12 protein-coding genes are annotated in these 12,716 nt (G+C 34.3%); 2 read left to right on the top strand and 10 right to left on the bottom strand.

The window, feature by feature from the left end; genetic code table 11:
- Positions 1–6: 6 nt before the first annotated feature.
- The 4 genes from speG to ACQKP0_RS00800 form a co-directional block, all read right to left on the bottom strand.
- A complete protein-coding gene (speG, locus tag ACQKP0_RS00815; protein ID WP_427403908.1) occupies positions 7–528 on the bottom strand; it encodes a spermidine N1-acetyltransferase in 522 nt (173 codons plus the stop codon).
- Positions 529–652: 124 nt separating this feature from the next.
- Positions 653–1,492, bottom strand: a complete 840-nt coding sequence (locus ACQKP0_RS00810) for a TIGR03943 family putative permease subunit (protein WP_427403907.1) — start codon at positions 1,490–1,492, stop codon at positions 653–655.
- Between the two features lie 17 nt (positions 1,493–1,509).
- Positions 1,510–2,376 carry a permease gene (locus ACQKP0_RS00805; RefSeq protein WP_427404161.1) on the bottom strand — a complete coding sequence of 289 codons (867 nt, stop codon included), beginning with the start codon at positions 2,374–2,376 and terminating at the stop codon, positions 1,510–1,512.
- A 268-nt stretch (positions 2,377–2,644) separates the two neighbouring features.
- Positions 2,645–3,151 carry an acyl-CoA thioesterase gene (locus tag ACQKP0_RS00800; protein ID WP_427403906.1) on the bottom strand — a complete coding sequence of 169 codons (507 nt, stop codon included), beginning with the start codon at positions 3,149–3,151 and terminating at the stop codon, positions 2,645–2,647.
- 573 nt (positions 3,152–3,724) lie between these two features.
- On the opposite strand from ACQKP0_RS00800, the gene hutH reads away from it, so the two are divergent.
- Positions 3,725–5,209 carry a histidine ammonia-lyase gene (hutH, locus tag ACQKP0_RS00795; RefSeq protein WP_427403905.1) on the top strand — a complete coding sequence of 495 codons (1,485 nt, stop codon included), beginning with the start codon at positions 3,725–3,727 and terminating at the stop codon, positions 5,207–5,209.
- A gap of 188 nt (positions 5,210–5,397) precedes the next feature.
- Here hutH and ACQKP0_RS00790 read toward each other — a convergent pair whose 3' ends face one another.
- From ACQKP0_RS00790 to ACQKP0_RS00770, 5 genes are all read right to left on the bottom strand, one after another.
- Complete coding sequence (locus ACQKP0_RS00790) at positions 5,398–6,156, bottom strand: TraR/DksA C4-type zinc finger protein (RefSeq protein ID WP_427403904.1); 759 nt, start codon at positions 6,154–6,156, stop codon at positions 5,398–5,400.
- A gap of 96 nt (positions 6,157–6,252) precedes the next feature.
- Positions 6,253–7,491 carry an MDR family MFS transporter gene (locus ACQKP0_RS00785; protein ID WP_427403903.1) on the bottom strand — a complete coding sequence of 413 codons (1,239 nt, stop codon included), beginning with the start codon at positions 7,489–7,491 and terminating at the stop codon, positions 6,253–6,255.
- A gap of 365 nt (positions 7,492–7,856) precedes the next feature.
- Complete coding sequence (locus ACQKP0_RS00780; protein WP_427403902.1) at positions 7,857–9,089, bottom strand: aminopeptidase; 1,233 nt, start codon at positions 9,087–9,089, stop codon at positions 7,857–7,859.
- Positions 9,090–9,236: 147 nt separating this feature from the next.
- Positions 9,237–9,983 carry a VOC family protein gene (locus tag ACQKP0_RS00775; protein WP_427403901.1) on the bottom strand — a complete coding sequence of 249 codons (747 nt, stop codon included), beginning with the start codon at positions 9,981–9,983 and terminating at the stop codon, positions 9,237–9,239.
- A 328-nt stretch (positions 9,984–10,311) separates the two neighbouring features.
- The gene (locus ACQKP0_RS00770) at positions 10,312–10,758 is read right to left on the bottom strand and encodes an Rrf2 family transcriptional regulator (RefSeq protein WP_427403900.1); all 447 of its coding nucleotides are present in this window, start codon (positions 10,756–10,758) and stop codon (positions 10,312–10,314) included.
- Positions 10,759–11,070: 312 nt separating this feature from the next.
- Between ACQKP0_RS00770 and hmpA the strand changes: the two genes are divergently transcribed.
- A complete protein-coding gene (gene hmpA, locus ACQKP0_RS00765; RefSeq protein ID WP_427403899.1) occupies positions 11,071–12,291 on the top strand; it encodes an NO-inducible flavohemoprotein in 1,221 nt (406 codons plus the stop codon).
- Positions 12,292–12,346: 55 nt separating this feature from the next.
- Here hmpA and ACQKP0_RS00760 read toward each other — a convergent pair whose 3' ends face one another.
- Positions 12,347–12,511: a hypothetical protein gene (locus ACQKP0_RS00760; protein ID WP_427403898.1), complete on the bottom strand. Its 165-nt coding sequence runs from the start codon at positions 12,509–12,511 to the stop codon at positions 12,347–12,349.
- Between the last annotated feature and the right edge of the window lie 205 nt (positions 12,512–12,716).

Genomic DNA, 12,716 nt, shown 5'->3' with positions numbered 1-12,716 from the left:
AGAGTGTCAATTACTAGAATTGGCTAAGTATTCTTCCTGAAAAATACACATTCTTAAAGCATCATGATAGTCCCCATCTACGAAAAATTCATCAATTAATTCTCCTTCTACATGAAAACCAACCTTTTTATATATATGTATGGCCTTTTCATTCGTTTTATCAACAATTAAATAAAGTTTACGCATATTTAAAACAGAAAAAGCGTAATTCATTGCCAAACGTGTTGCAGAAGTGGCATAGCCCTTCCCCTGGTGTTTTGGATCAATAATGATTTGAAATTCTGCTCGTCGATGTATATAATCAATCTCAACAATTTCAACTAATCCAAGCATCTCATCATTATTTTTTACGATAAATCTCCGTTCACCTTGATCATGAATATGTTTATCGAATAAATCTTGTAACTCTACAAAAGCTTCATAAGGCTCTTCAAACCAATAGGACATAACATTAGCATTAATATTAAGTGCATGGACAAATTCTAAATCTGATCTTTCTAAAGGTCGTAATTTAATTTCTCCACTCATAATTGTAATCCTCCGTGAATGACTATATGTTTATGTTATCTTTTCCATAAACGATAAATTGATTACTTACATATAAAATGTTTTGAAAGCGAAAAAGCACATGACAACAGTCATGTGCTTTTTCTTAATATGTCCGATATACATATGGATCTTCAGGTTTAGGAGTACTTTTCCATTTTGTTACTTTTAAAACGGGGATGGTTTTTTTGAAAGGCTGATAGTATATATTACTTAACTTTCCTTCGACCTGTAGCCATTCATCATTTTTGAAATGAATATCATTCGGGAACTGAACTAGCATTCCAAATATTCCAGAGTCCGCAATACAATGAATAATTCCGAAGCGGAATAGAAAAATTTGATTGGATTCAAGCTCTTTTTCATTATACGTAAATCCTTTAACTTGAATCGTTTTATCCTCAAAGTAACCAGGAAATTTATAAATAGTCTCCATACCAATTAAGAAATCTTTGTCATTTAAAACAACTTTACTATTATTAGTGACAAATTTCTTTTTTGCCTTATCCATATATTCGTCATATCCTTCTTGACCATAATAAACACTGGAATCCGGCTGAAGGAACTGATGAATCGCAGATGTATCTTTATCATTATAAACATCAAAATTAAATCCTTTTGCTTTTACGATATTTGAATCAAGTGTCGCAATAGGAATAAAGAAAACAGAAATGATAGGAAAAATAAGAACTGGATAGAATAGATACTCTTTCCAGCTATTCCTTTCGTGGGAATGGTCACAACCATGTCCACAGTCTTCTTTTTCTTTGCTTTTATCTCCTTTTATATAAAAAACGAGTTGCGCAAAAGTAAGGAAAAACAAAACAAATATTGTAATAAATGAGATATAAGAATACTTCATATTAATGTATTTAGAAATAGAGCCTGTTACATGTAAATGCATAAAAAGAAAAGAAAAACCAAGTAAAATAAAAAATCTTAGCATTCAAAGGACTCCTTTCTTTATAGATATCCTATAATGATTGAACCTAAAAATACAAATACACTTACATAGATAAACAAGTATAGGACAAATTTCGATTTGAAAACACTAAGCATCATTAGTGTGTTTTTAATATCAAACACGGCACCAAATACAAGAAAGGCAACTAATGAATTAAGTGCAAATGTGCTTTGGAATGAGGAAGCAATAAATGCATCTGCCGCAGAGCACAAAGATAAAATAAATGATAGTCCCATCATCACGATAGAAGATGAGTACTCACCATGACCAATTGAAGTCAAGGTCGATGTTTTAACGAAAGTTTGCATTGCTGCAGCAATAAATGCACCGAGGATTAAAAATTTCCCAACAGTAAAGAATTCATCTATAGAATGTTGGATCGTTCCTTTTAATTTTCCTAAAATACCCGTTCCATGATCGTGATCGTGGTGGTGATGATCATTCGCTTTATTTCTTAGCTGTGAATCTTTAAATTGATAGGATAAAATAAATCCTACAATTAAAGCAACAGCAAATGAAAGGCCACTTCGATAAAGCACCATTTTCCAGCTATTACCGAACGCAATAAATGTTGAAAATAAAACGATAGGATTAATAATAGGTCCAGTTATCATGAAGCCTATCGCAGCATGAAGTGGAACCCCTTTTGCAATTAATCTTTTAGTAATTGGGACGACTCCACATTCACATGCAGGAAACAAGGCACCGACTACTGCCGCTGATAAAACAGCCAAAAAACGATTTTTTGGAATTACTTTAGCAATCATCTCTTCAGTAATAAACATTTGGATAATTCCAGAGATAATTACTCCTAGTAATACAAATGGCAATGCTTCTATTAAAATACTAATAAAAATAGTATTCATTTGTAAAAATGACTGACTAAACAAACCTTTCACCTCCGGTTAATAATGGAAGTTCGCTAGCAATAATTTATTAAAAACAACATAAAGCATAAGAGAGTCTTTCTACAATTTTATAGTAGAAATTCAAATAGGTGAAATTTTAACCTAACTATTATAGCATAATGCTAAATTTTCTTAGTATGAAAATACTTCTTATTCTAGAAAAGTATTCTTTCTAAAGAAAAATATCCGAGCAATACTGTAAATTGCTCGGATATGGAATATAAAGTTATTCAGAGAAGAAACGTGCGAGTTCTTCACTTTCTTTTTTTCTCATTTTTCGGTGTTCTGCTCTTCGTGTAGCTGTCTCATTTAACCATTTTTCCTGATCTGTTTCTGGGACGACCATCGGAACTTCGACTGGATGTCCATTTTCATCGATTGCGACGAAGGTTAGAAATGATAAAGCGGCAATTGATTTTTCTCCAGTTAAAAGATGTTCAGATGTAATTTTTACAAATACCTCCATAGAGCTACGGCCCGTATAAGTTACCATCGCTTCCAATGTTACTGCATCACCAACACGAATAGGTTTAATAAAATCTACAGAGTCAGTTGATGCTGTAACTACAGGACTCCTTGCAAATTTTGTAGCTGCTATGGAAGCTGTGTCATCGATGTAGGCCATCAATTTACCACCAAATAATGTTCCGTGATGATTTGTATCTGGAGGTAGAACATGGCTTGTTTTTATAGTTAACGTTTCTCTCATAAATTTAGTCGGTCGGTTACTCATTTCATTCACCTCTATTTAGTTTTACGATATCCAGTGATTACTTTTATTTTTCTTGTAAGGTAAGAAAGTATAAAATTTACTAAGGGTATTAGCCATGAAAAGTGTCTGCTGTGTCTAGCTCCAGCGCCTATCGGCTAGCGGATTTCTACGTCTTTTCCCTACGATAAGTCAACATCGGCTCCTTACTACCTCGCCGTGTTTCCTTTATCTCATTCGAAGACTACAAAATCCGTACGCTAGAGCTGCGGCGCTTGCGCTTTTCTTATATATGATACCATATTTTCTCTTCGAATATTATAGCAAAATAGCCTTTATCATACTAACAAAGCAGCTTAATACTTTAATGACTTGTTAAAATATTATGAAAATGATTGACAACTTGCAGGGGTAGCAAATATTCTGTTTATAAGGACTGATTATTAGTGGAGGCTACCACAATGCAGAAGTTTAATTTCGAAATCGATAGCCAACTGAAAAAATTTTTTAAAAGACTTCATTACAGCTTAATGTGATGAAGTCTTTTTTCTTTAGTTCACTAACGTAGTAATAATCTAACTAGAGGGGGCAAAGAATATGGTTCAATTAACAGGAAATACATTAACCATTAATGAGGTTAAGAAAGTAATATTTGATAAGGAAAAGGTTGAAATATCTTCAGATAGTATGAAGAAAGTAATTCAAAGTCATCAGGCAGTAGAAAGAATTGTGAAAGAAGAAAAAGTCGTTTATGGAATAACAACCGGATTTGGTAAATTTAGTGATGTTTATATTAATGCAGAAAATGTAGAAGAACTACAATTAAATTTAATTCATTCCCATGCTTGTGGAGTAGGGGACCCATTCCCAGAAATCGTTTCTAGAGCTATGCTTTTACTTCGTGCAAATGCATTATCAAAAGGGTTTTCAGGTGTTCGTCCGATTATTATTGAAACGCTTGTACGTTTTATCAATTCTAATATTCATCCTGTTATACCCCAGCAAGGGTCACTTGGAGCTAGTGGCGACTTAGCTCCGTTATCCCATCTTGCTCTTGCCCTAATGGGAGAAGGGGAGGTTTTTTATAAAGGGAAACGAATGGATGTGCAAGAAGCCTTAAAACAAGAGTCGATCACCCCTGTTACTTTACAAGCCAAAGAAGGTCTAGCATTAATTAATGGAACTCAAGCTATGACCGCAATGGGAGTCATAGCATTTATCGAAGCAGAATCTTTAGCAAAGCAAAGTGAACTTATTGCTTCAATTACAATGGAAGCACTGCAAGGGATTATTGATGCATTTGATGAAGATGTCCATGTAGCTCGAGGATACCAGCAACAGGTCGATGTTGCAGGCAGAATAAGAAAGTACTTATCAGATAGTAAGTTGATAACAAAGCAGGGCGAGCAACGTGTCCAAGATGCTTATTCACTACGGTGTATACCACAAGTGCATGGTGCTTCATGGCAAGCGTTGGATTATGTAAAGGAAAAACTTGAAATCGAAATCAATGCTGCTACTGACAATCCATTAATTTTTAATGATGGATCGAAAATCATTTCAGGTGGAAACTTTCATGGACAACCTATTGCTTTAGCCATGGATTTTATGAAAATTGCAATCGCCGAACTGGCAAATATCTCTGAAAGAAGAATTGAAAGACTTGTTAATCCACAATTAAATGATCTACCAGGATTTTTAAGCCCAGAACCAGGGCTACAATCTGGAGCAATGATTATGCAATATGCAGCGGCATCTTTAGTTTCCGAAAATAAAACACTTGCCCATCCAGCTAGTGTTGATTCCATTCCATCCTCTGCTAATCAAGAGGATCATGTAAGTATGGGTACGATTGCTGCAAGGCATGCCTATCAAATATTGCAAAATTCAAGAAGAGTATTGGCTATCGAATTCATATGTGCAATGCAAGGGGCAGAATTCCGTGGCATTGATAAAATGGCTTCTTTAACAAGAGAATTTTACAATAAAGGAAGAGAAATTGTTCCAAGCATTGTAAAAGATCGAATTTTTTCAAAAGATATAGAAGCGTTGGCATCATGGTTAAATGAAAATAAATTATGATATAGAAGAACAACGGGTCCATCTCTTTCATGTCTAGCGCAAGCAGCCATCGGCTAGCGGATTTCTTCGTCTTCTCCCTACGATAAGTCAACATCGGCTCGTCACTCGTCGTGTTTCCTTTATCTCAGTCGAAGACTACAAAATCCGTACGCTAGAGCTGCGGCGCTTACGCTTTTCTTTTTGGCCCGTTATTCATCATCCTCAACATAAGGATCATGCTCGTATGCTGGTAAATCACCAAAGGTTGTCATGATTCCTTCTTCATCTAAACCATCTGTATATTCGTCATATTGTGGATTTGGGTAATATTGTTTATTCTTTCCATACATATCATTACCAACAAAGTTTTCAAAATCCTCTACATACCCAATGTTTTCATGAGAATCGATATACATATCATTATAATGCTCTGGAGGATTAAAGAAATCTGATGGTGAATCAGAGCTGCCCCATTGAGCTACGGCTTGCCAAGAATCTTCTGCATCAAATTCAACATGTTCTCTCCGAGTATCATCAAAGTCTAAATTTCCTAATGATGATAAAAGAACTCTTTCTTCAGCAGGTCGTCGATGTGAAACCCTTCTATCTGGGCTATGTTCTTTACAATACAAAGTAGAAGGAATGGCTTCTAATCGTTCTAAAGGAATCTCCTTTCCACATTCTATACATTTTCCGTAGGAACCATCCTTCATTGCTTGTAATGCTTTATCTATATTTGTTAATTCATATTCACTATGCTCATTTAACGCAACATCTTTTTCTCGTTCAAAAAGCTCAGTTCCATCGTCGGCAGGATGGTTATCATAACTCGATAACTCACCCATCGATTCATGCCAAAATCCACTTTCTAATCCATAATGATCATTTTGTTGTAATTGGTTTTCAAATTCACTTTTTTCTTGAAGTAATCGAGATCGTAGTTCTGCAAGCTGCTTATCTGTAAGCATGTAAACCACTTCTTTCATAAGAAATCTATCTGTAAATATTATTTAACCAATCACTTCAAAAAATAACTGTTAAAAAGTACATAAAAAAGAAGAGGCTTAAATTCCTCTTCTTTGTTGTAAATGAAATTTATTAAACATAATCACATAAATTCCTGCGCTTAAAAGTGCGATTAAAGCAAGCAGATTAAAGGTTTGAAAATATCCAATGAATGAAGCTAAAGGAATAGTGATTGGGGCAATTGTCCTTCCTATCGTATAACGCAAACTAGCAGCAGCAAAATATTGTCCTCGCATATGCTCTGGAGCAATTTTTGAGATAAAAGTTTGTTGTATCCCCGCGACCATCAATTCACCTAACGAAAAGATGGCCATTGCTAAAATTAATCCCCATAAATTTGGGAGCAAGGCAAAAAAATACATGGATAAAGCATAGCAAAAACAAGACAAAATAAATACACGCTTTTCATTATATTTAACCATCCATCTCGTAATAGAGACGGTAAATATTGCAACTAATAATCCGTTTTCTGAAAGAATGAAACCAAAGATTTGTTCTCCATTGAAAGAGAAATTTTGAAATAAGGTTACATTATTAATGGTTTCTTTAATAAATACTGGAATAAGCAGGTCAAGCTGCATAAATGTTTGTGCTACTAAAATTCCGGCTATTATAAAGAGTAAAAAAACTCGGTCTTTAATGATAATTTTGTATGAAGAAAATTGTTCTTTTAAAACATTGTACCATTGCCTATTAACTTTTTCTGATGGTACATGAATTGGAGTAGTTTCTCTTGTGAACTTCCATAATAAAAAGGATAATAATAAACAAACCGCTCCTGATACGAGCAATAACTCAACTCGGTAATAGGTGAAGAAAATTCCACCTAACAATGGTCCAATAACAACAGCTATATTAATGGATGTATAAAAAACGGAAAACACGTCACTGCGATCTTTCTCACTCACCACATCAGCTACCATGGCTTGGCTGGCAGGATAATAAAATGAACCAAAAATACTGGCTACTGTAAAACAAACAATCCCAACAGAAGGTGTATTGGTAAGTGCGAAAACGATAAAGGCTATTCCTTGTCCAAAAGAGGAAATGACCATCATTTTTTTTCGTCCATAACGGTCAGCATAGTAACCACCAAGTAAATTTGCTAACACTGAAAAAATTTGTGAACCTATTAATAAAAGCCCTGCAGTTCCTTTTCCAAATGCTTCAGAAAAATAAATCGTTAAAAAGGGGAAGAACATCCAAAATGTTACGTTCATCAATGCTTCCCCAACAAGCCTTATTTTTAGATTTTTATCCCAATCCCGTATTCTCATGTTTCCCCTCATCATTTCTTTGGTGTAAGTTCAATAACAATGATTTATTTATGTAAAAAACCATATTTTATTTTACTTGGAAAATCTTACAGAAACAAGAAAAAGCTCTTGTCAATTGCAAGAGCTTTTTTAAAATTTTTATTTGTTTAGTTAAGTAAAGTGTCTGTATAAAAAATTCGCACTGTGGATTACTTTCGGAAGAGTGAGGTTTACGTCTAGCTCCAGCGCCTATCGGCTAGCGGATTTCTCCGTCTCCTCCCTACGATAAGTCACATCGGCTCGTGAACTCCTCACCGTGTTTCCTTTATCTCAGTCGAAGACTACGAAATCCGTACGCTAGAGCTGCGGCAATTGCGCTTTTGTAATTAAAACGCCCAATCACCATTACGAAAAATTGGTTCCGTTGTGCCGTCTTCTTTTATACCATCGATATTCATTTCGGCAGATCCTACCATAAAGTCAACATGTGTGATACTTTGGTTTAAGCCATTCTTTATAAGTTCCTCACGTGACATCTTCTTTCCACCTTCAACACAGAACGCATATGCACTGCCGATGGCAAAGTGATTTGATGCATTTTCATCATATAGAGTATTTAGGAAGAGGATGTTTGACTGTGAAATTGGTGAGTTATGTGGAACAAGAGCCACTTCACCAAGGTAATGGGAGCCTTCGTCAGTTTCCACTAAGCGTTTTAAAATGTTCTCGCCTTCTTTTGCTTTTACATCGACAATTCGGCCATTTTCAAATGTAATGGTAAATTCATCAATAATATTTCCGCCATAGCTTAATGGTTTTGTACTGGAGACATGACCATTAACACCATCTTTATGAGGAACTGTAAAAACTTCCTCAGTCGGCATATTTGCCATAAATTCAATGTCTTGTTCGTTAATGCTGCCTGCTCCTACCCATAAGTGTCCATTTGGTAATTCAACGGTTAAATCTGTACCTGGTGCAGTATAATGAAGCTTCTTGTATCGTTTTTCGTTTAAATAATGAACTTTTTCATGCAATGAAGCATCATGATCTTTCCATGCTTGGATAGGGTCTTCAAGATCTGCTCTAGTGGATTTGAAAATGGCATCCCAAAGCTTCTCTACAGCTTCATTTGGTGATAAATCTGGAAATACCTTTTTAGCCCAAGCTTCAGAAGGAACACCAATAACTGTCCAGCTTACTTTATCTGATTGGATATACTGGCGATATGTTTCTAGAGCTTGACCAGCAGCTTTTTGAAAGTTTGAAATACGCTCAGGGTTTACACCTTTCAATAGATCAGGACTAGACGAAACGATGGACATGAATGCTGCCCCGTTTTCAGCCAGTTCAATTGTTTCAGCTGCACGATGCTTAGGATATTCTGTAAATGCTTCATCAGGTGCTAGGTCATATTTCAATCTGGAAACGGTATCATCGCCCCAATTAATAACTACATTTTTCGCTCCCGCCTCATACGCCTTTTTTGTCACAAGACGAACAAATTCCAAAGCATCAATTGAAGTATTTACTACTAATGTTTGCCCTTTTTGAACATTAACACCAACTTTAACAGCTAACTCAGCATAATTTTCAAGCTTATTTTGAAATGTTGTCATATATGTATCTCCTTTTTTTCAGAATCTTCTCCTATATTTTATCAATCGAAATAAAGAATGCCAATCATTAATAAATATCTTATTTCATTTGTCTATGGCAATAAGTTTGTTGTATGTTGGCAATTTCATTTGTGTTACGATTTTATATTAGGAGTTTATTAGCAATACATTATGGATGTCTAAATGTTTATTGGAGTAATCTTTATTGTTACAGTCTAATAAAATTTCTGTATACTGTTCATCTGCTTCAATAAATGAGATGGTTTGTTGCCCTAGTAAAATTATCATACTTTTTTCATGTTCTTCATAATTTTGAAAGAGTGCACGAATGATATTTTTATCGTTTATAGTTAACTTTCCATATACTTTTATTTCTTTAATCCCATTAATATGATTTTCCGTACTATTAGGTACCATGTATTGCTGCATGAAAGCTTTACTTTTTTCATCATTTAGCTGCTGTAAAAAGATTTGAAATGGAAATCCCTCGAATTCGGGTAGATATGAATTTCTCCAGGGCATCGTTTTGGACAATAGTTTAAAGAACCATTTAAATGTTAATGGTTTTGGAGGAGTAACATTTACACCCTTACTGTTTAGTTCATGGAATACTTCTTCAATGTTATCAACTTCTAAAGCTAATCCAATAACACCCCTGTGTCCATGATGATAATGCTTAGTCCAATTGCTTATCCATCCACCACCATCAAATGTTTTAATTCTAACCATTTCCAAATACTCTTTTCCAATCCATAGGTTCGATACTTTAAATCCTTTCGTACCTTTCCCCCACTTAGGCTTATACGGAATTCCGAACGTATCAACTTTATCGATAAACTCCTTGTTAGTTTGTATGTAGCTATCAACATTAATAACTATGTGATCAATCTTCAATTAATAATCTCCCCTTAATAATTTCGGTTAAATAATACATATAATTTTTATCTTTTTTTAATGATTTTATTTTCTTCATAGAATTAACAAAAAGGATATGTGAGGTGATGGTTGTTAAACCAAAAAATTATCTATCCATAGGAGTGCATTTTCAAGAAAATTCCGCTTTTTTTGCCCGTTAATAATTATCAAGCTAAGACTGAGAGATTTTCTATTTCAATTTCAATTATAGAATATAGGAAAGAAAATGGAAATGAGTTATTTGCGAAATATTATTAATTATGATTTTATAAGAATATTTACTTGAAAGACATAAAAAAAGAAGGCTCTAAGAACCTTCATGAAAATTGAAAAGCATTCGATAATGGGATGGATCACGGACAATATCTGCTAAGGTATATTGGTCAAGAACAGTAAAATATGCCGCTAAAGCTTTGTTAAGCACATGTTTTAAACCGCATACAGGAGATATAATACATGATCCATGTTCCTTATCGAAACATTCAACAATATGGAAATCATCCTCCGTTTTTCGAATAATGGCTCCAATATTGATTTTTTTGGGGGGGAGTGCGAGCCTAATGCCGCCATTTCTTCCTCTAATTGTTTCAATAACTCCCATTTTTCCTAACTCATGAATCACTTTCATAAGATGGTTTTTTGAAATCCCATAAACCTCAGCAATTTCTTTTATATTCGAAAGCTTTGAAGGTTCTAATGATGCTAAATAAATAAGAACCCGAAGCGAATAGTCAGTATAATTTGTTAAACGCATGTAAAATCACCTCATCCCCTCATACTAATTCATTGGCATTGTTAAATAAAGCTGTAGTTTCTGAAAAAGTCCTGTAGGGAATGCGTTCAGCTAGTTATACTCCGTATAGAAATCGCTTCACGCATTCTCTACAGTCAATTTTATAAACAATAATCAGTATTAAAGCCTATTTATTATATCGTTTTTGAATATTTACTGTCTAAATTGTGACAGCTTTTTTAAAGATGTATTTGAAATATTGCTTTTAATTATCAATGGGAGTATTTTAAAGATGTATTTAAAATACTTCTTTAAAAAGAGGGGCGATACTTCATGTTATCTCAAAATACGATAGATATTGTAAAATCAACAGCACCTGTTTTACAAACAGAAGGGACTAAAATTACTACTTGCTTCTATAGAATGTTGTTTGAAGCACATCCTGAGTTATTAAATATATTTAATCATGTAAATCAAAAACAAGGAAGACAACAAACTGCACTTGCATATACAGTATATGCTGCAGCAAAATACATTGACCAACTAGAAGTTATTGTTCCAGTTGTTAAACAAATTGCTCATAAGCACCGTGGTTTAGGAATAAAGCCAGAACATTATCCGATTGTCGGAGAATTTTTGCTTAAAGCAATTAAAGAGGTTCTAGGAGATGCTGCAACAGATGAAATTATTCATGCATGGTCCGAAGCCTATGGAGTTATTGCACAAGCATTTATTGATGTAGAAAAAGGAATGTATCAAGCAGCTACAGACCAAGAAAATGGCTGGATGGATTTCAAAGACTTCATTGTGGTGAAAAAAGAACAAGAAAGCAATGTGATTACTTCTTTCTATTTGAAGCCTAAAGATGGTTCTGGTGTTACAACATATGAACCTGGACAATACTTGACAATCCGTGTAAAAATTCCTGGTGAAGAATACACATTAAATCGTCAATATAGTTTATCATGTGCACCAGTTCATGATTATTATCGTATTTCTGTAAAAAAAGAAAAAGACTTTGATCCTAATGGCAAAGTGTCAAACTATTTGCATGGTCAGGTTAATGTTGGTGATACCATTGAAGTTAGTGCACCTGCAGGAGAATTTACTTTAAATATGGAAGAAACAGCCCCAGTTGCATTAATCTCTGGAGGTGTTGGATTAACACCTATGATGAGTATGCTAGATACTTTAGCAAGTAAAGGATCCAAACGTGAAGTAAATTTCATTCATGCAGCAAGAAACGAAGAATTCCATGCTTTTAAAGAGGCTGTAGAACAAGCTGTTAAAAATTTAGAAAATGGGCATTCTTACTTTGGTTATGAAAAACCATTAAACACAAATGGAAGTCATCATTTTGAAGGTTATTTATCAAAAAGCTTTTTACAAAATATTATTACTGAAGAAACGATTACTTATATTTGTGGCCCAGTTCCATTCCTTAAAAATGCCGTTCAAATTTTATCACAGCTCGGAGTAAAAGAAGAAAATATTCGTTATGAATTCTTCGGTCCGGCAATGGATTTAAAAGCTCAAGAAAAAGTGAATGCTTAAATATCCAAAAATGAAAAAACGGTGCCTTACACCTTTGGTGTCAGGCACTGTTTTTTTATTCTACTTCCTCTTCTTCTACTCGGTTTTTATAGGCTTCGCGAGTGACAATGAATTCCTCGTCGCCAATAGCCTCTTTTGTATGTTTTTCGGTTAAACTGTTTTCCGGAAAATTTCCAGGGTGTCCTTTTTTCTTATGATGAAAACTACTCCCTCTAGCCATAACCTCACTCCTTTTTCGTTTATGTGTTTAGAATCTCCAAAAGGAATGACTTTATCAAAAAAACATTTTTTAATAAGGCTTTGTTAAATAATGTTGTTGTTTTTAAGAAAGCCCTGTATGGTATGCGTTCAGCTAGTTTTACTTCGTAAAGAAATCGCTTCACGCATACCATACAGGTGATTTTTTCAACAATAACCATTAACAA

The sequence above is a fragment of the Heyndrickxia sp. NPDC080065 genome, assembly GCF_050281185.1.
Taxonomy (GTDB): domain Bacteria; phylum Bacillota; class Bacilli; order Bacillales; family Bacillaceae_C; genus Heyndrickxia.
This window is presented reverse-complemented; position numbering and strand designations above follow the sequence as displayed.

What these genes read in the sequence shown, in the direction of transcription:
- speG (WP_427403908.1), bottom strand. Translation starts at nt 528, where the DNA reads ATGAGTGGAGAAATTAAATTACGACCTTTAGAAAGATCAGATTTAGAA.
- ACQKP0_RS00810 (WP_427403907.1), bottom strand. Translation starts at nt 1,492, where the DNA reads ATGCTAAGATTTTTTATTTTACTTGGTTTTTCTTTTCTTTTTATGCAT.
- ACQKP0_RS00805 (WP_427404161.1), bottom strand. Translation starts at nt 2,376, where the DNA reads ATGAATACTATTTTTATTAGTATTTTAATAGAAGCATTGCCATTTGTA.
- ACQKP0_RS00800 (WP_427403906.1), bottom strand. Translation starts at nt 3,151, where the DNA reads ATGAGTAACCGACCGACTAAATTTATGAGAGAAACGTTAACTATAAAA.
- hutH (WP_427403905.1), top strand. Translation starts at nt 3,725, where the DNA reads ATGGTTCAATTAACAGGAAATACATTAACCATTAATGAGGTTAAGAAA.
- ACQKP0_RS00790 (WP_427403904.1), bottom strand. Translation starts at nt 6,156, where the DNA reads ATGCTTACAGATAAGCAGCTTGCAGAACTACGATCTCGATTACTTCAA.
- ACQKP0_RS00785 (WP_427403903.1), bottom strand. Translation starts at nt 7,491, where the DNA reads ATGAGAATACGGGATTGGGATAAAAATCTAAAAATAAGGCTTGTTGGG.
- ACQKP0_RS00780 (WP_427403902.1), bottom strand. Translation starts at nt 9,089, where the DNA reads ATGACAACATTTCAAAATAAGCTTGAAAATTATGCTGAGTTAGCTGTT.
- ACQKP0_RS00770 (WP_427403900.1), bottom strand. Translation starts at nt 10,758, where the DNA reads ATGCGTTTAACAAATTATACTGACTATTCGCTTCGGGTTCTTATTTAT.
- hmpA (WP_427403899.1), top strand. Translation starts at nt 11,071, where the DNA reads ATGTTATCTCAAAATACGATAGATATTGTAAAATCAACAGCACCTGTT.
- ACQKP0_RS00760 (WP_427403898.1), bottom strand. Translation starts at nt 12,511, where the DNA reads ATGGCTAGAGGGAGTAGTTTTCATCATAAGAAAAAAGGACACCCTGGA.